This window comes from Roseixanthobacter pseudopolyaromaticivorans, from assembly GCF_043195145.2.
Taxonomy (GTDB): Bacteria; Pseudomonadota; Alphaproteobacteria; order Rhizobiales; family Xanthobacteraceae; genus NCEH01.
This window is the reverse complement of the sequence record NZ_CM195539.1, coordinates 2,027,117-2,045,227: the sequence shown is the minus strand read 5'-3', so window position 1 is coordinate 2,045,227 and position 18,111 is coordinate 2,027,117. Positions and strand designations below refer to the sequence as shown.

The 18,111-nt window shown below is 65.5% G+C and carries 15 protein-coding genes and 1 riboswitch; of the genes, 5 read left to right on the top strand and 10 right to left on the bottom strand.

Annotation, left to right across the window (positions count from 1 at the left end):
• Positions 1-68: 68 nt before the first annotated feature.
• Complete coding sequence (gene kdsA, locus V5F68_RS09835) at positions 69-866, bottom strand: 3-deoxy-8-phosphooctulonate synthase (RefSeq protein WP_509274708.1); 798 nt, start codon at positions 864-866, stop codon at positions 69-71.
• A gap of 276 nt (positions 867-1,142) precedes the next feature.
• Here kdsA and cysQ point away from each other — a divergent pair, with 276 nt between their 5' ends.
• The 4 genes from cysQ (at position 1,143) to cbiB (ending at position 6,072) form a co-directional block, all read left to right on the top strand.
• The gene (gene cysQ, locus V5F68_RS09830; protein ID WP_394012366.1) at positions 1,143-1,979 is read left to right on the top strand and encodes a 3'(2'),5'-bisphosphate nucleotidase CysQ; all 837 of its coding nucleotides are present in this window, start codon (positions 1,143-1,145) and stop codon (positions 1,977-1,979) included.
• A gap of 37 nt (positions 1,980-2,016) precedes the next feature.
• Positions 2,017-2,934 (top strand): sulfate adenylyltransferase subunit CysD, encoded by a 918-nt coding sequence (gene cysD, locus V5F68_RS09825; protein ID WP_394012365.1) that lies wholly within the window; start codon positions 2,017-2,019, stop codon positions 2,932-2,934.
• On the top strand, positions 2,934-4,844 hold the full coding sequence (gene cysN / locus V5F68_RS09820) for a sulfate adenylyltransferase subunit CysN (RefSeq protein ID WP_394012364.1): 1,911 nt from the start codon (positions 2,934-2,936) through the stop codon (positions 4,842-4,844). The genes cysD and cysN overlap by 1 nt, the downstream gene beginning before the upstream one ends.
• Before the next feature lie 256 nt (positions 4,845-5,100).
• Positions 5,101-6,072: an adenosylcobinamide-phosphate synthase CbiB gene (gene cbiB / locus V5F68_RS09815; protein WP_394012363.1), complete on the top strand. Its 972-nt coding sequence runs from the start codon at positions 5,101-5,103 to the stop codon at positions 6,070-6,072.
• On the opposite strand, the gene V5F68_RS09810 is transcribed toward cbiB, so the two are convergent.
• From V5F68_RS09810 to V5F68_RS09770, 9 genes are all read right to left on the bottom strand, one after another.
• Positions 6,056-7,516 carry a cobyric acid synthase gene (locus V5F68_RS09810; protein ID WP_394012362.1) on the bottom strand — a complete coding sequence of 487 codons (1,461 nt, stop codon included), beginning with the start codon at positions 7,514-7,516 and terminating at the stop codon, positions 6,056-6,058. The genes cbiB and V5F68_RS09810 overlap by 17 nt on opposite strands.
• Complete coding sequence (cobO, locus tag V5F68_RS09805; protein ID WP_394012361.1) at positions 7,516-8,148, bottom strand: cob(I)yrinic acid a,c-diamide adenosyltransferase; 633 nt, start codon at positions 8,146-8,148, stop codon at positions 7,516-7,518. Before cobO ends, V5F68_RS09810 begins: the two co-directional genes overlap by 1 nt.
• Positions 8,145-8,687, bottom strand: coding sequence for a bifunctional adenosylcobinamide kinase/adenosylcobinamide-phosphate guanylyltransferase (gene cobU / locus V5F68_RS09800; protein WP_394012360.1), 543 nt, complete (start codon positions 8,685-8,687; stop codon positions 8,145-8,147). The genes cobO and cobU overlap by 4 nt, the downstream gene beginning before the upstream one ends.
• A gap of 118 nt (positions 8,688-8,805) precedes the next feature.
• A riboswitch (cobalamin riboswitch) is annotated at positions 8,806-9,011 on the bottom strand.
• Positions 9,012-9,051: 40 nt separating this feature from the next.
• Positions 9,052-10,491 (bottom strand): D-glycero-beta-D-manno-heptose-7-phosphate kinase, encoded by a 1,440-nt coding sequence (rfaE1, locus tag V5F68_RS09795; protein WP_394012359.1) that lies wholly within the window; start codon positions 10,489-10,491, stop codon positions 9,052-9,054.
• A gap of 54 nt (positions 10,492-10,545) precedes the next feature.
• Positions 10,546-11,556, bottom strand: coding sequence for an ADP-glyceromanno-heptose 6-epimerase (rfaD, locus tag V5F68_RS09790; RefSeq protein ID WP_394012358.1), 1,011 nt, complete (start codon positions 11,554-11,556; stop codon positions 10,546-10,548).
• 12 nt (positions 11,557-11,568) lie between these two features.
• Entirely contained in the window at positions 11,569-12,660 is a 1,092-nt protein-coding gene (waaC, locus tag V5F68_RS09785) for a lipopolysaccharide heptosyltransferase I (protein WP_394012357.1), read from the bottom strand.
• Positions 12,657-13,679, bottom strand: a complete 1,023-nt coding sequence (gene waaF, locus V5F68_RS09780; RefSeq protein ID WP_348848120.1) for a lipopolysaccharide heptosyltransferase II — start codon at positions 13,677-13,679, stop codon at positions 12,657-12,659. Before waaF ends, waaC begins: the two co-directional genes overlap by 4 nt.
• A gap of 216 nt (positions 13,680-13,895) precedes the next feature.
• Positions 13,896-14,426, bottom strand: coding sequence for a phasin (locus tag V5F68_RS09775; protein WP_394104097.1), 531 nt, complete (start codon positions 14,424-14,426; stop codon positions 13,896-13,898).
• Between the two features lie 102 nt (positions 14,427-14,528).
• Complete coding sequence (locus tag V5F68_RS09770) at positions 14,529-15,092, bottom strand: phasin family protein (RefSeq protein ID WP_348848118.1); 564 nt, start codon at positions 15,090-15,092, stop codon at positions 14,529-14,531.
• A 219-nt stretch (positions 15,093-15,311) separates the two neighbouring features.
• On the opposite strand from V5F68_RS09770, the gene V5F68_RS09765 reads away from it, so the two are divergent.
• On the top strand, positions 15,312-17,906 hold the full coding sequence (locus V5F68_RS09765) for a PAS domain-containing protein (protein ID WP_394012355.1): 2,595 nt from the start codon (positions 15,312-15,314) through the stop codon (positions 17,904-17,906).
• Positions 17,907-18,111 lie beyond the last annotated feature (205 nt).

The window sequence follows — 18,111 nt, the reverse complement described above, 5'->3', positions numbered from 1 at the left end:
GAGCATATGAGGGCACCAATCAGGTCCGCGGCAAAGCGTCTGGTACGGGGCGGCGTTGGCGTCGCTGATTAAGAAATTGCCGTCACCAGCGGCCCCTTGGCGAGGGCGTCGAAGGCCTGGAGGGCGCGGAGCAAGGGCTCCATGTTCCTCAGCGCAATCATGTTCGGGCCGTCCGAGGGGGCATGGTCGGGGTCGGGATGAGTCTCGATAAAAACAGCCGCCACGCCCACGGAAACCGCAGCTCGCGCAAGAACGGGCACGAATTCCCGCTGCCCACCGGAGGAGGCACCCTGCCCTCCTGGCTGTTGCACGGAATGCGTGGCGTCGAACACCACTGGCGCGCCGGTTGCCGCCAACTCGGGCAAAGCGCGCATGTCGGATACCAACGTGTTGTACCCGAACGAAACGCCGCGTTCGGTCACCAAGACATTGGGATTCCCGGACTGGGTCAGCTTGGCCACGACGTTCTTCATGTCCCAGGGCGCCAGGAACTGGCCCTTTTTGACGTTCACGACTCGGCCGGTCTGAGCTGCGGCGATCAGAAGGTCCGTCTGCCGGCAGAGAAAGGCGGGAATCTGCAGAATATCCACGACCTCAGCGAGGGGAGCGCATTGGTCGATCTCGTGGACATCGGTCAGGACCGGAGCGCCAATGGTCTCGCGGATCTCGGCGAAGATGGGCAGTGCGGCCTTGAGGCCAATGCCCCGAGCGCCCGAGATGGACGTGCGGTTGGCTTTATCGAACGAAGATTTGAACACCAACCCCATGCCCAGGCGCTTGGTGATGGCCGAAAGCTCTTTCGCCACGTCCATCACGTGGTCACGGCTCTCGATCTGGCACGGCCCCGCGATCAGCGTGAGGGGCATCCGATTCGAAATCTTGAGGTCGCCGACCTCAACGACCGCGTTCGGGACATTTGTGTCGCTCACGCGTTTCTCCTGCACTGTTTCACCGGCCCCGATAGTCCGCGTTGTGGCATGAAAAGGGGCTTGGAACGACATGTGTCCTACGAACGAGGGCGGCGCAACATTTCACAATAAACAATAATACGACGTGAAATATTTAATTTCCCGCTCACGCATTGCAAAGGCGTGTACGCACGTTTAGTTTGCCATTATCAGGATTGGTCTCAGCGCGCGCCCATGGCTCAAGTTTCTCCCGTTCCCGCACTGGTCTCGGGGCTTGTCTCGCTGGCCCTGCGCGCCGGACGCGTCATTCTCGATATATACGCCACCGATTTTGCAGTGAGCCAGAAGGCGGACGCCTCTCAGGTCACGCAGGCGGATCGTGACGCTGAAGCGTTGATCCTCGACGGGCTGGCGCGGCTGCATCCCGGCGTTCCTATCGTCGCGGAAGAAGAAGCGGCCGCAGGTCGCACCCCCCATGCGGGCGAGCGCTTCTTTCTCGTGGATCCGCTGGACGGAACGAAGGAGTTCGTCTCCCGCAACGGCGAGTTCACAGTCAATATCGCCCTTATCGAGCACGGCACGCCCATCGCCGGTGTCGTCTATGCCCCTGCTTTGGGCGTGCTCTATGCCGGGGAGGTCGGCTCGGGCGCGTGGAAAGGCCTGGTCCGCGACGATCATCTGACCTCGCTCGTGCCAATCCAGGTGCGCGACGCCCCTGCCCGGCTCTCGGCCATTGGCAGCCGCTCGCACGGCGCGGCTGAGACCGGCGACTGGCTTCAGCAATTCCCCATCGGATCCTTCGTCGCCGCGGGCTCCTCACTGAAATTTTGTCTGGTCGCGGAGGGCGCGGCCGATCTCTATCCCCGCCTCGGTCGCACGATGGAATGGGATACCGCAGCCGGCGATGCGGTGCTGCGGGCGGCGGGCGGCGTGGTCACCACGATGGACGGCCTGCCGCTGACCTATGGCCGGTGTATTCAGGCCGGGGATGCGCCGTTCGCGAACCCCCACTTCGTCGCCTATGGCGACCGCAATTTGGTCCGGCATTCGTCCGCCCAAGCTGGCGGCTGAGCCGCGATCGGCCCTCTCTTGGCCGAGACAACAAGGAATGTTGCACGTGTCGCCCAATCGATTGACGCATCTTCAGCGTCTTGAAGCGGAATCCATCTTCATCCTGCGCGAGGTCGCGGCCGAATTTCGCAACCCGGTGATGCTGTATTCGATCGGCAAGGATTCCGCGGTGATGCTTCATCTCGCGATGAAGGCGTTTTATCCGTCGAAACCGCCCTTCCCGCTTCTTCACGTGGATACCACATGGAAATTTCGAGAAATGATCGCGTTCCGCGATGAGATGGCCAAGACCCTGGGGTTCGACCTGCTGGTTCATACCAATCAGGACGGGTTGGCGCAGGGTATCAATCCTTTCGACCATGGATCTTCGCTGTACACCAATATTATGAAGACGGACGCCCTGAAGGAGGCGTTGACCAAATACGGCTTCGACGCCGCTTTCGGTGGTGCGCGGCGTGACGAGGAAAAAAGCCGTGCCAAGGAGCGTGTTTTCTCCTTCCGCACGGCCAATCATGGATGGGATCCAAAAAACCAACGGCCTGAATTATGGAATCTCTACAACGCCCGTGTGAAGCCGGGTGAATCCATCCGCGTGTTTCCGCTCTCCAATTGGACTGAGCTGGATATCTGGCAATATATTCTTGCGGAACGCATTCCCATCGTGCCGCTTTATTTTGCCGCCAGACGCCCAATTGTGTGGCGCGACGGGCAGATGATCATGGTGGACGACGCGCGCATGCCGCTATTGCCGGGAGAGACGCCGGAACACCGCATGATCCGCTTCCGCACTCTCGGCTGTTATCCGCTGACTGCCGCCATCGACAGTACTGCGGCCACGCTTGAAGATATCGTCCAGGAAATGCTGGTCGCACGCACCTCAGAGCGGTCTGGCCGCCTGATCGACCATGATGATGCCGCTTCGATGGAAAAGAAGAAGCGCGAGGGCTATTTCTGATGAACGTCGCTCCGCTTACGGAATTGTTCGCTACCGAAGGCAAGAGTCTCTTGCGCTTCCTCACCTGCGGCAGCGTTGATGACGGAAAGTCCACTCTTATTGGCCGCTTGCTCTACGATACCAAGCTGCTGTTTGACGACCAGGTTGCGACCCTTGCTCAGGATTCCCGCAAACACGGCACCGCCGGCGACGAGCTGGACTTCGCATTGCTTGTCGACGGTCTGGCGGCGGAGCGCGAGCAGGGAATCACCATCGATGTTGCCTATCGCTTCTTCAATACCGAGCGGCGGAAGTTCATCGTTGCTGATACGCCCGGGCATGAACAATATACCCGCAATATGGCGACGGGCGCCTCCAATTCGGATCTCGCAGTCATCCTCGTCGATGCACGGCAAGGACTTCTGACCCAGACCCGCCGCCATTCCTTCATCGTGTCTCTGCTTGGCATTCGCCATGTGGTTCTGGCGGTGAACAAGATCGACCTCGTTCAGTTTTCGCAGAGCCGGTTCGAGGAGATCGTCGCCGACTATACCAAGCTGATCGGTCCTCTGGGATTCGGGACCTTTCAAGCGGTGCCGCTTTCGGCGCGCTATGGCGACAACATCATGGGGCGCAGCGCCAATACGCCCTGGTATCACGGCCCCGCCTTGGTCGAATACCTGGAAAACGTGGACGTCGCCGAGAAGGCAGTCTCCCGCCCTTTCCGACTTCCTGTGCAATGGGTTAACCGGCCCAATCTTGATTTTAGAGGCTTCTCCGGCACCATCGTGAGCGGCTCCGTTCGCCCGGGCGACAGCGTGGTGGTTGCCGGATCCGGACGCACCACGCATGTAAAGTCCATTGTCACCAAAGACGGAAACCTCACCGAGGCTGTCGCCGGGCAGGCGGTGACGCTGACCCTTGCGGATGAGGTGGATATTTCCCGCGGGGATATCCTTGCCGACCCTGTGCACCGCCCGGAGCGGGCCGACCAGTTCGCGGCGCAGATTATCTGGATGCATGATGAACCGCTGCTTCCAGGACGGCCCTATCTAATCAAAATGGGGACGCGCACCGTCGGTGCCACCTTCACCGAAATAAAGCATAAAATGGACGTTAATACATTCCAGGAACTGGCGGCAAAAACGCTTTCCCTGAATGAGGTTGGCGTGGTGAATATCGCCAGCCGTGATGCGTTTTCGTTCGATGCATTCTCCGACGTTCCGGAAACTGGTGCCTTCATTGTCATAGATCGGTTGAGCAACCAGACAGTCGGCGCGGGAATGGTGCAGTTCGCCTTGCGACGGGCGACCAACGTGCATTGGCAGGCGCTCGATGTCTCCAAAGAAGCTCGCGCCACGTTGAAGCATCAGCGGCCCGCCGTATTGTGGTTCACTGGCCTGTCGGGATCAGGTAAATCGACCATCGCCTCCCTGGTCGAAAAGAAATTGTACGCAGCCGGCCGTCATACTTACATGCTTGACGGAGATAATGTTCGTCACGGTCTCAATAAAGACCTTGGATTTACGGATGTCGATCGGGTAGAAAACATCCGGCGTGTTGCTGAGGTCGCGCGATTGTTCGTGGATGCTGGACTAGTGGTTCTGGTCTCCTTCATCTCGCCGTTCAAGGCGGACCGGCAAATGGCCCGGGAGCTTTTAAGCGCAGGGGAGTTCATCGAGGTATTCGTGGATACCCCGATTGAGGTTGCGGAAAAGCGCGACGTAAAAGGCCTTTATAAAAAGGCACGCCAAGGGATTTTGGCCAATTTTACCGGCATCGATAGCCCCTACGAGGTCCCTGAAACTCCCGAACTGCACCTCGCCGGGGGCGAAAAAACGGCCGAGGAACTCGCGGAACAGGTGTTCAACTATCTATCCGAGCGAAATTACCTGCATAGCGACGAGGACGCGGGCGACTGGACGATCTAGGAAACTCTAGCGAGCGCGGGGGCGCGACCTGCCTGACCGCGCTCCACCGCCCCCCTTCTCGCCGACGAACATCGGATTCCTGGGCCATTTCCGCGGTTCTCAGCGAGATGAAACCGTGATTTCGGCCAAATAACTTCGGCGACATACAGCCTCGGTGGCCGGCGGGCCGCAAGGGGGTTTCCTCGCCGGTCGGCCTTGGTCTAAACCAGAGCGTGGGCCGCGAGAATGTGGCCTGCTACCAACGGGCTCGATCGCCTTGACCTTCCTGCTGACATTTCTGGCCCTCGCCATCGAAGCGGGGTTTGGCTATCCGGTCCGCCTGCTGAACCTGATCGGCCATCCCGTCATCTGGATCGGCCGGCTGATCTCGGTGCTCGATCTTGCCTGGAACCGGGCGGAGCTGAGTTTCGCCCGGCGGCGCATGCGGGGCGTGCTGGCGCTTGTGGTGCTGCTTGTGAGCGCCGCAGTGCCGGCCGCGCTTATCGCCGATGTGTTCGACCTGTTGCCCGGTGGGATAGTTCTCACCGCCATCGTCGGCTCGACGCTGCTGGCCCGGCGCTCGCTCCACGAGCATGTGGCGGCGGTGGCCGATGCGCTTGAAATCCACGGGCTCGAAGCGGGGCGCGCCACGGTCTCGCGCATCGTCGGCCGCGACCCGGCCCAGCTCGATGAAGCGGGCGTGACCCGGGCGGCCATCGAAAGCCTGGCGGAGAACTTTTCCGACGGTGTCGTGGCCCCCGCCTTCTGGATGGCCATGGCCGGGCTGCCTGGCATCGCCGCCTACAAGGCCATCAATACCGCCGACAGCATGATCGGCCATCGCACGCCGCGCCACGAGGCGTTCGGCTGGGCCTCCGCGCGGCTCGATGATCTGGTGAACCTGCCTGCCTCGCGCCTCTCGGGGCTGCTGATCATTGCCGCAGCGGTCTTCACGCACGGCGCATCGCCCGCCGGTGCGTGGCGCGCGGTGCGCCGCGATGCCGGCAAGCACCGCTCTCCCAATGCCGGATGGCCGGAAGCGGCGATGGCGGGCGCCCTCGGCATCTCAATCGCGGGGCCGCGCACCTATGCGGGCGTGCTCGCGGACCTGCCCTTCATGGGCGACGGCCGGCGCGAGATCGGCGCCGCCGACATTCGTTCCGCCTTGCATCTCTACCGGATCGCGAACCGCCTGCTCATGGGGCTCGCCCTGTTCTGCGCGGTGCTGGTGGTCATCGCGCGAGGCTGAGCAGAAGGTCGAGATCGAGATGGGCTTCCAGGTGCGCGGCAAGCGCATCCAGGGTCTCGTCCACCTGCGCCTCGTATGAGATTTGTGGCGCGCCGGCGCCCAGCGCGGCGAGCCAAGCGGCGCGCTGGGAATCATCGGCGAACAGCCCATGTACATAACTGCCCATGATGCGCCCGTCGGGTGTTGTCGCGCCATCCGCCTCGCCCGTGGCGAGGCGCGAGAACGGGCGGGCCGTGTCCGCGCCAGTGGTCTCGCCCATATGCATCTCATAGCCTGCGAAGGGCGCCTGGAGGCAGGAGTGGCCCGCAACGGCAACCAGACGCTTCTCGCCCGAGAGAATGGTTTCCACATCCAGCAGGCCGAGCGCCTCCGCCCGGCCCGGCGGGCCTTCGACGCCGTCAGGATCGTCCACCCACCGTCCCAGCATCTGATAGCCGCCGCACAGGCCCAGCACCCGCCCGCCGCGCCGGGCATGGGCGATGATGTCGTGATGCAGGCCGCTGGATTTCAACGCCGCGAGGTCGGAAATCGTGGCCTTGGAGCCGATCAGCAGCACAAGGTCGGTGTCCACCGGCAAGCTCTCGCCCGGCTGCAGGCGCACCACCTCGACCGCCGGCTCCGCATCCAGCGGGTCGAGATCGTCGAAATTGGAGACATGAGGCAGGATCGGCACCGCGATCCTCACCTTGGCGTGGGGCTTTGCCGGCGGCGGCCCCTGGAGCGCGAGCGCATCCTCAGCCGGTAGGCGCGCGGCGGCGGGAAAATGCGGGATGAGGCCGAGCGCAGCCCAGCCGGTGTGCCCCGCCACCAGCGCCATGCCGTCGGCGAACAAGGCGGGATCGCCCCGGAATTTGTTCACCACGAAGCCGGCGATCAGTGCGGCATCCTCCACCGCCAGGACGGTTTTGGTGCCGACGAGGCTGGCGATGACACCGCCCCGGTCGATGTCGCCGATCAGCACCACCGGCACGTCGGCGGCGCGGGCAAACCCCATATTGGCGATGTCGTTGCGGCGCAGATTGACTTCCGAGGCGCTCCCCGCCCCTTCCACCAGCACGAGTTCGGCCTCGCCCTTCAGCCGCGCGAAGCTCTCAAGCACGGCAGGCATGAGGCTCTGCTTCAGGCCCTGGTAGGCGCTGGCCTTGGCGGTGGTGAGCACCCTGCCCTGCACCACCACCTGCGCACCCACCTCGCTCTGCGGCTTCAGGAGCACCGGGTTCATGTGCACGCTCAAAGGCACTCGCGCGGCCCGGGCCTGAAGCGCCTGCGCGCGGCCGATCTCGCCGCCGTCGGCGGTCACGGCGGCATTGTTCGACATGTTCTGCGGCTTGAAGGGCCGCACCCGCAGGCCGCGATTGGCGAAGGCGCGGGCAAGGCCGGCCACCAGCAGGCTCTTGCCCACGTCCGAGCCGGTGCCCTGGAACATCAGTGCGCGGGCAGCCATCAGAATTCGATGCCGGCCTGCGCCTTCACGCCGGCGGAGAAATGATGTTTCACCAATCCCATCTCGGTCACGAGGTCCGCCGCCTCCAGAAGCTCCGGCTTCGCGTTTCGGCCGGTGACGACCACATGCAGGTCGCCCCGGCGCGCTTTCAGCGTCGCGACCACGTCGGTGAGGTCAAGATAGCCGTAGCGCAAAGCGATGTTCAGCTCGTCCAGCACGATCAGGGAGAGGGTCTCGTCGGCCAGCAGCTCGCGGGCTTTGTCGAACGCCCGCGCGGCAGCGGCGGTGTCGCGGGCGAGGTCCTGGGTTTCCCAGGTGAAGCCCTCGCCCATGGTGTGCCAGCGCACGCGATCGCCGAACGCTGCGAAGGCGTCCTTCTCACCGGTGTGCCAGGCGCCCTTGATGAATTGCACCACGCCCACCTTGCGGCCGTAGCCGAGCATGCGCAGCGCCAGCCCGAACGCGGCCGTGCTCTTGCCCTTGCCGGGGCCGGTGTGGACGATCAGCAGCCCCTTCTCCAGGGTCTTTTCCGCCACCTCGGCATCCTGCACCGCTTTGCGCTTGGCCATTTTCTCGCGATGGCGAGCGGCCTGGGCGTCGTCGCCGGCGGCATTTTCGGTTTCATCGCTCATCGAGGCGTGTCCTTCACAATCATGGGCAGGCCGGCCACCATGAAGATCACCTCATGGGCCGTTGCGGCCATGCGTTGGCTGAGCCGGCCGGCGGCGTCGCGAAACCGGCGGGCGAGGGCGTTGTCCGGCACGATGCCGAGCCCCACCTCATTCGCCACCAGCACGCTGAGTCCTGTGCGGGCGGTGATGGCGTCCACAAGGCGATCCTCTTCCGCCGCGAGATCGTGCTCCGCCAGCATGTGGTTGGTGAGCCACAAGGTGAGGCAATCCAGCAGCAGCGGCATGTCGGGCGGCAGGGCCTGGACGATATCGGCGGCATCGAACGGCGCATCGTGGGAGACCCAGCGCGCATCGCGCCGCGCCTGGTGCAGGCGGATGCGCTCGCTCATTTCGGCGTCGAAGGCTTGCGCCGTCGCCACATAGGCGAAGGGCGGGGCGGCGGCTTCCACCCGCTGCTCGGCATGGCGGCTCTTGCCGGACCGCGCGCCGCCGAGCACCAGCACGATCCGGCCCCGCGCCCCGGCCGCGCTCGCGCTCAAGCCGGCACCTGCGAGTGCCGGCGGCAAGAGCTGTGGCAGGCACTGGCCGCGATGCGCGGACCCAACATGAGAGTCTCCCTGGCCCTCCCGCCGAGAGCCGGCCTGTGGCGCCCGCGATGCGGGCTCTGCGTCCTCGGCAGGTCTCCTGGCTTGCGGATCTGCGCGCCCCCACCCTTCCCGAGGCGCGCCTCAGTGGTGGGCACCTCAGTGGTTCATGGGTTTGCTCTCCGCCGACAGTTGCGGGGGCAGCCGCGGCATAGGGAGAAACCCTCCCGCACCGCGTTCCCTTTTGATCCCGAAGGAACCGACGACGCGCCGACTATAAGGCCGCCGCCCCGCGCCGCAACCGCCCGCCCCCGCGATCTCAGCTTCTAGCTTTCGCAACCAGCGTCGAGGTGGACTGGCCCGGCGTCAGTTCGGCGAGCACCAGCTTTCCGCCATTGGCAATCACGATATCGGCGCCGACCACATCCTCGGGCTTATAATCCGCCCCCTTCACCAGCACGTCCGGCAGCAAGGCCGTAATGATCTCCAGCGGCGTGTCCTCCTCGAACAGCACCACCAGATCCACGCAGCGCATGGCGCCGATCACCCGCGCGCGGGCTGTCTCGTCCTGGAGCGGGCGCGTCGGGCCCTTCAGACGGCGCACCGAGGCATCGGTGTTGAGCCCCACGACGAGGCGGTCGCCCTGCGCGGCCGCCGCTTCCAGCATGCCCACATGGCCGGGATGCAGCAGATCGAAGCAGCCGTTGGTGAAGACGATGCGCGCGCCGCTCGCCCGCCAGCGGTCCATGATATCGCGCGCCTTGTCGCGCGAGACGAGGGCGCCCGCCGGCTCCAGCTGCGGCACCGAGCGCTGCAGCGCGGCGGTGAGTTCCGCGCGCGTCACCACCGCCGTGCCGAGCTTGGCCACGGCAATCGCGGCGGCGGCATTGGCGACCGGCACGCTGGCTTCCAGGTTGAGCCCGCAGGCGAGCGACAAGGCGAGCGCGGCCAGCGCCGTATCGCCGGCGCCGGAAACATCGAACACCTCGCGCGCCTCGGCCGGCACATGGAGCACGGTGCCGTTGCGGCGCCAGAGCGTCATGCCCTTTTCCGCGCGCGTCACCAGCACATCGCCGCCGAACTGGGCACTCGCGGCCTGTGCGGCGCGCTCGGCGTCGGCATCGGTCTCGTCCGGCAGGCCGGTGGCCTCGCTCAATTCGCGCCGGTTGGGCGTTACCAGCGTCGCGCCGCGATAGACCTCGAAGGTGCGGCGCTTGGGATCGACGATCACCGGCACGCCCAGCGTGCGCGCCTCGGCCAGCACGGCGGCGACGACACGGTCGCCGAGCACCCCCTTGGCATAGTCGGAGAGCACCACCACCGAACAGCCCGCCATGGCGCGGCTGGCGGCCGCGATCAAGGCGTCCTCGACGGCGGCGGACGGCGGGGCGGACATCTCGGCATCGATGCGGACGATCTGCTGGCGCCCGCTCATCACCCGCGTCTTGGTGACGGTGGGGCGGATGGCGTCCACCACCAGGCCGGACAGATCGATCCGCGCATAGGGCGCGAGCGCGGCGCGCAGCTGGTCGGCCTCCCCGTCGGCCCCGACCAGCCCCACGAGGCGGATCGGCGCGCCCATGGCGGCGGCATTGGCGGCGACGTTCGCCGCCCCGCCCGGCACGATGCGTTCCGCGCCATGCAGCAGCACCGGCACCGGCGCCTCGGGCGAGATGCGCGAAACCGAGCCGAGGATGTAGCGATCCACCATGACATCGCCGATGACGGCGACGGGACCGGGCTTGGTATCAGGAAGCATGGTGCCGGTATCCTGGGGCAAGATCAGCCGTTGGGTCGTGCAAGGTCCCGGTCATCAGGCGGAATTGCGGCCGCGCAGATGCTCGGTGACATAGATCCGCACGCCATCCTCCAGCGAGGTGAACGGGTGGGTAAAGCCTGCGGCGCGCAGTTTCGAGACGTCCGCCTGGGTGAAATATTGATACGCGTTGCGGATGGAAACCGGCATATCGACATAGGTGATGCGCGGTTCTTTGCCTGCCGCCGTGAACACGGCCTTTGCGAGATCCGCGAAGCTGCGGGCCTGCCCGGTGCCGACATTGAAAATGCCGCTGGCGGCGGGCGTCTCCAGCAGCCAGCGCACCACCGCGACGCAATCGCCCACATAGACGAAATCCCGCAGCTGCCCGCCATCCTCATATCCCGGATCGTGCGACTTGAAGAGCGTCACCGCCTCGCCCATCGCCGCGGTCGGATAGATCTTGTGGACCACCGAGCGCATGTCGTCCTTGTGGGCCTCGCCCGGGCCATAGACGTTGAAGAAGCGCAGGCCCGCCCATTGCGGCGGCACCGGACGGCCGGCGGCGACGTCGGCCGCGAAGCGGCGGTCCGCCATCAGCTTGCTCCAGCCATAGGCATTCAGCGGCGCCAGGCGGTCGAGCGCGGCTGCGCCCTCTTCATCCCGGAAGCCGTCGGTGCCATCGCCATAGGTGGCGGCGGATGAGGCATAGATGAAGCGGATGCCCTTGCGGGCGCATTGGTCCCACAGGTCCAGCGTCGGGCGGATGTTGCGGGCGACGATCTTGTCGCCGTCCCGCTCCGTGGTCGCGGAAATCGCGCCCATGTGGACGATCGCGCCCAGCCGTCCACCCTCGCGTTCCACGAAGGCGGAAACCGCCTCCGGCCGGATCACGTCATCCAAAAGGATGTCGCGCAGGTTGAGCCATTTGGGGCCGTCCTCCAGCCAATCGGCAATCACCACGCGCCAGCCGTCGGCAGCCAGGGCGCGGGCGATGTTCGAGCCGATGAAGCCGGCGCCCCCGGTGACAAGGATCGTATCGCGGGCGGAACGGGCGGAGCGGATCATTCAGGCTACCATTCAAGGCGAACGCGGTGATGTGCCCCCGTGTGCCACGCTGCTTCCGGTCTTGTCCATCGCATCGGCATGTCCGAAGCGCAGGACATTGAGCGCGCGCCACACGTCCCGTGCGCTGAAATCCGTCAGGCAGGGCGGTCCCTCGACGAGATCGGGGGCGATCCGGCAATGGGCGCGCTCGCACGGCGCGCACGGGCGCAGCGATTTCAATTCCAGCGCCTTCGGTCCGAAAAGGCCGGTCAGGCGGGGATTTGTCGGGCCGTAAAGCCCAACCGTCGGCACTGCGAGCGCGGCCGCGAGATGGCCGAGGCCGGAATCGACGCTTACCACCGCCTGCGCGCGCGCGATCACCGGGGCGAGCGCGGAAATGGGACCGGGCGGCACGATCCGCACCGAGGGGATCCCGTCCGCGATGGCGACGGCGCGCGCCGTCTCTTCCGAACCCTGGGCGAAGATGCGGGTTTCATAGCCCCGCTCGGCGGCCATCTGCGCCAGCTCGCGCCAGTGTTTCACCGGCCATGTCTTGGTGCGCCAGGTGGTGCCGTGCAGCATCACGATATAAGGCCGCTCGCCCCCCTGCCCTTGGGCATTGGCGGGCACCGAAAGTCCGGCGTCGGCGGTCAGCCCGTCCAGGGAATAGCCGAGGCTGGCGGCGAACAGCTTGCGCAGCCGCACCGCCATATGCTCGGTTTCCGGCACCACATGGGTCGCGTGATAGGTGAAGGTCGCAAGACTCTCGCGGGCGCTGCCACGGGCAAAGCCATGGCGCCGCCCGCGCGTGAACAGGCCGACAGCGGCGCTCTTCATCAGCCCTTGGGCGTCGATCACCACATCATAGGTTTCAGCGCGCAAAGCGGTGCGGATCGCGGCGACCGCCCCGCTGCGCAGCGCTTCGCCCGGCGCCTTGCGCAAGCGGCGCAGCGGCACGGGGATGGCGCGTCGCACGGCGGGGTGGGCCTCAACCAGGGGAACGAACGCTTCCTCCACCGCCCAATCGAGCGTGAGACCGGGAACCGCGCGCATGGCATCGGTCACCGCCGGGAACGTGTGCACCACGTCGCCCAGGGAGGACAGCTTGACCACGAGAACCTTCATGCCTGAACGGCCCGCGCCGCCGCCAGGACTTCCTCCGGGGCGATCACTTCAAGGCAGGCCAGGGTACCGAGCGGGCATTCGCGCTTGTGGCACGGGCGGCACGGCAGCTCGCGCGCCACGACGCGCGCCCGGGGGCCGGTCGGCGGCGTCATCTTCTCGGAGCTGGAGCCGTAGATCACCACAAGGGGCCGGTCGAGGGCGCCGGCCACATGCATGAGCCCGGAATCGTTCGAGACCACCACATCCGCCATGCCCAGCAGGGCGGCGGCGTCCATCAGCGTGGTCTTGCCAGCGATATTGTCCACCGGGACGCGGCTCAGCTTCACGATCTGCGCCGCGATGGACACGTCCTTCGGCCCGCCCAGGATGCGCACGCGATACCCCGCTTCCACGGCCCGCGCCGCGAGCCGGGCGAACTTGGTGGCCGGCCATTGCTTGGCCGGGCCATATTCGGCCCCCGGGCAGAGCGCCATCACGGGCCCCTCCCCGGTGAGGGGGAAACGCCCGGCGGCTGCTTCGCGCGCGCCATCCGGCAGGAAAAGGGTCGGACGCGGCGCGGCCAGCTGGTCGCCGCGCGGGGCGCCGAGGGCCACGAAACGGTCGATGGTGCGCGCGGTCTTGCGATCCCGATCGGGGCGCGAATCCGTCAGCAGCAGGCTGCGGCCCTCGGCGGCATAGCCGATGCGCTCGGGAATACCGGCGGCGAAGGGCACGATGGCGGCCTTGAAGGCCCGCGGCAGGATGATGGCTTTGCCATAGCCCTCCTTGCGCAGCGCCCTTCCCGCCTTCCAGCGCTCCATCAGCCCGAATTCGCCATGGCCGAGGCCGAGGGGAATGGTTCTGCGCACGCCGCGGATCAGCCGGGCGATCGGTAGGGAGGCCGGCGGCGCGATGACATCGATGGGGCGGCCCGGATCGCGGATGCGCAGGCTTTCGATCAGGCTCGCCGCCATCACCATGTCTCCGACCCAGGACGGGCCGACAAGCAGGATGGGCGAATAGGAACCGATGGCGCGCATTTTGTGCTCACTTGGACCCGCGCGTCTTGGCAAGACGCGCCGTGCCCGTCAAGGCGCGATCCCGTGACGAGGGCGGTGCGCGGGGCTGCGAAATCAGATGCGCCGCCGGGGTCACGTCGCCGGGCCGCTGAAGAAGAAAGCATGCGGCACGCCGCGGCAATAAAAAAGGCGCCGGCAATGCGGCGCCTCTTCCAAGAAGACAACGAAGGCGTGCGATCAGGCGGCCTTGTTGAGGGTCTTTTCCACGCCGGCCTTGATGGGCTCGGAGGTTTCGGTCGCGATCTTCTGCGCGAGGGCCGACAATTCCTTGGCCTGGCCGGAGAGCGCATCGAACTGGTGGCGCAGGTGAGCGGTGGAAAGTTCCACGGCTTCCGCTGCCGACTTCGCCGAAACCACCGACGCGAAGAAATCGAACGCGGCATTCACGTTCGAGCGCAGGATTTCGAGCGACTTGAGATTGTATTCAGAAACACCCTTGCTCGCGGTCGAATAGCTATCTTCGAGGATATCGCTGGTCTGGGCGGCGGCCGCCTTCATCTTTTCATAGTTTCCACGATAGCTCTCGACGCTCTTTTCCGCCATTTCGCGGAAAGCGGCCGGAACTTCCATTTTGGCGAACGCGCCGTTTGCTGCGTTCATCTGGTCTTGGAAGGCTTTGGCGAAGGTGTCGTTCATAGTTTCCTCGGTGCGGTGGCTTGGCTTCAATTCAGGCCCGCGCAGGCCGAAAAGCTCGCTCGATTGCAGCAAGCGCCTTTTCTGCCCTCAGCCTCGACCCCGCGACACTATAGCCTAAAAAGTGTGCGGCACAAAAATAATTTTTGCGCCGCACAACAACCTCGTCCCGTCTAATCAGTAAGTCCGGTTCGGATCGTGCGGCTGTTCGAACTGGCTTGCCGCCTGCTGCGTGGCGTTCTGCGCATCATGGGCGGCAGCGGTGCCGGCCGCCTGGGCGGCCTCGGCGGTGGACTTGGCATGTTGCGCCGCGGCAGCGCCGAGGGCCTGGACGCGCTCGGCCAGCGCGCGGGCGTGCTCGTCCAGCGAGCGCACGGTGGACTCCCCAAGGTTGCGGGCATCCGAGCCGAGGGCGGCGGCCTGGCTGGCCACGGCCTGCACCTGAGCGGTGACGAACTCCGCTTGCAGCGAGAGGACTTCCTGCGGGCTCTTTGCGCGCACCAGCTTGTTCAGAAAATCGAAGCTGGCGTTCACATTGGATTCGACAAGACCCAAAGTCTTCTGACGCAACTCGCGGATGCCGGACCGCACTTCCTCGATCCGCCCTTCGGACTCGTTGACGGCACTGCGCGCGGTATCGAACAGAGTATCGAAGGCCTGGCGCGCCTGCGTGACGTTCTTTTCGGCTATGGCCCTCAATTCCGCGGGCAGCTCAAGATCGGGACCCAGTTTCGTGGTCATCGTCGTCACTCCTCGGGCTCTTGGGGAGATCAGCCAACGGCGCCGGCCGCTCCGACCATATCTTAGTCTGTCATTGCCTATGCACCGCAATACGAAACATTAATGCGACGGCTATGGGCTTGCGGTACTGTTAAGGTTTATCTGCCACCATAGCATGTAGGGTGCTGGGATTTAGGTCGAGATGGTGCGATCGAAAAACAAGGGGTGTCATTCGCAGTGATGAGCGAACACACGTCGCGCCTCTTGGCATTGAACGAACCCGCGCTCGCTCCTCTGCTGCGCGACGATCTCGCTTCGTTTCTGATATCCGTGCGGGACGGCACAGTGGTAGCCGCCACCGCCGCCTGCGCGCGGCTTGGACTACGCGAAGATCAGGCGGCTCCGAAACCGCTGCTCGATATCGTGCGACAGGTTGCCGCCAGCCCAAATGGCCCGCGTCATCTGGAGCGGGTCCGTCTGCCGGCGCAGCTTTCGACGCGCCTATTCTCCTGCGCCTGCCTTTCCTCGCCCCTGGGCCGGCTGGTATTGTTCGCCGATCCTGAAGCCTTTGTGCCGGGAAACCTTCTGCCTACGGGCAAGGCGCCGCAGGCGGATGCACGGACCATGATCGAGGAAACACGCCCGATCCGCTTCACATGGGAAGCGGATGGTGACGGGGTCATCCGCTTTCTGTCGGAAACAGCGGTGGACGGGCTGGGGCTGCGCCTCGGCGGCTGGCTCGGCCGCAGCTTCCGGCAATTGGCGGACGCCGGGCTGTTGCGCGACAGCAGCGCCATCGAGGCTGCGCTCGAGGCGGGTTCGAGCTTTGCCGACGTCCTTCTCTATACGGAAGAACCGCAGCCGCGCCGTATCGTGCTGGGTGGCATGCCCCTGCTGGATGGCATGCGCCGCCGCACAGGCGTTCGCGGATTTGGAATCCTGTGGCCGCCCTCGGCCTTCGATGATACGGCAGCACGCATGTCCAGGAGCGGTGAGCGCGACGATGCGCCGATGAATGTCGTGCCTTTGCGGGGTGGTCATCTCACGCAACGGGAACGCTCCGCGTTTCACGAGATCGCCCGCACCCTGCACGAAGCCGTGAACGGCTGGAATGCGCCGCAGCGGGAGGCGCGCGATCCTGAAAACGCGGGTGTTCCGCCGGAAGGCGTTCCTGACGCCTTTCGGTCACCCCGCGAAGACGGGCCTGAGGATGCGGAGTTGGAGCCCGCGACTTCCGCAGAGGCCGGGGAACCAAGCGAGGTCTTAGATCCGAGCGACGCCTTGCCCGATCCCGTCCTGGATGATCTCTCGAACGCTTCCCCGTTCGTCCCCGCCTCGGAAGGGGACGACATCGCCCCAGGTTTCGCCGATGAAGTGAGGGAGAGCGCGGGTCGTCTCGTGGACGCCGCACCCATATTTGAGCCTGCGCCTAGCTTAGTCGGCTCCGCCGACAGCCTGCTGGACCGCCTTCCGCTGGGCATCGCCATTCAGCAGCATGGGCGGTTCGTGCGCGTCAACCGCACCATCCTGGGCTGGGCGGGGATGGCCGATACGGAAGAATTCCAGCGCACCGGAGGCGTGGCCCAACGCTTGTGGCGGGCGGAGGCCGGGGGCCAATTGCATTTCACGCGGGCCGAGGGCGAGGCCCTTCCTGTGGAGGTGCGCCTCGTCTCCGCGCCCTGGAACGGCGAGACGGCGCTTGTGCACCTCGTCCGCGCCATTGAGCCGACGTCGGCGGACACCCACGGTGCGCGGGCATCGGTTCGGCATCGCGCACGGCATGAGGCTCTGGACCTTATTCCCGTTCCGGTTGCTCTGCTGGATTCCGCCGGCACGCTGCAATATCTGAACCTTTCCGCGGTCAAGCTCGGCGGCCGCGCGCGAGACGCGCTGCTCGGTACCACTTTCGCCTCGCTTTTCGTCGCGGAGGACCAGCATCTGGTGGAGGCCTTGTTCGCCGCCGGTTCGCAGAGCGGGCGGGTCAATGCCTCCGGCTTTCGTCTGCTGAACGGGGACGGCCGCCCCTCCCCCGTCGACGTCACGATCGCGCGCGCCGACCACGCGCCCGAGGACCGGCCCACCTATTGCGCGGTATTCCGCGAGATCGCCCCCGCGCCCGACGCATCGGCGGCGCCTGCGGTTCAGGATACCGACGCGCTCCTGCGCCGGCTCTCCCACGGCGTGCGCGAGCCCTTGAACGTAATGTTCGGGTTCGTGGAAGCGGTGCGTTCCGGGGCGTTCGGTGCCATCGGCACACGCCGCTACAGCAAGCTTGCCGAAGGCGCTGTGCTCGCGGGCCGGCAGTTGATGGCCACGCTTGAGGACATCGAGGGGCTCATCGCCTCTCCCGACGCCCCCAACAAGACGGTGCTCGACATCAACGCGCTGGTGGATGACGCGGTGGCCCACCTGGCGGGGACCGCTCAGCGCCGGCGCATCCTGATCCGGCGGGATTTCAGCCCGCAGGCCACCATCCGCTGCGATGGCGCCCGCACCGCGCAGATGGTGCGTCTGCTGCTGGAGGAAGCCCTGCGTGGCACGCCCGAGGGCCAATATGTCCTTATCTCGACCATCGCGGAGCCGGGAGGCGCCGAGGATTCGATGACCTCCGTGGCGGTGCTGATCCGCGACGAAGGCGCGAGCCTCTCCGAGGAGGAAATCGCGCAGGCGCTCGACGTGACCCGTCATGCCGCCGTGGCGGACCGCTTTGGAACCGCAGGCCTGCCCTTCCGTATGGCGCGGATTGCCGCACTGGCGCGCAGTGTCGGCGGGTCCTTGAACCTGAGGCGCGGTATCGAGGGCGGGATGCTCAGCGAGCTGCGCCTGCCGAAGTGAAGAACACACGCCATTTCCGCAGCGTAGTCCTCATGGACGCAAAATAGAACTATTCGAAGGTTTAGTTTTAAAGCCTTCCAATGTCGCGTGCCAATCCCACATTGATGGGGTGATGGCATTGACGAGGCGCTCGGCCTTCTGCCAGAAATAACAAGGTTACGGTGTTGTTTAGAGCTTCTCTAAGCAACGGAGATCTTGGTCGGGC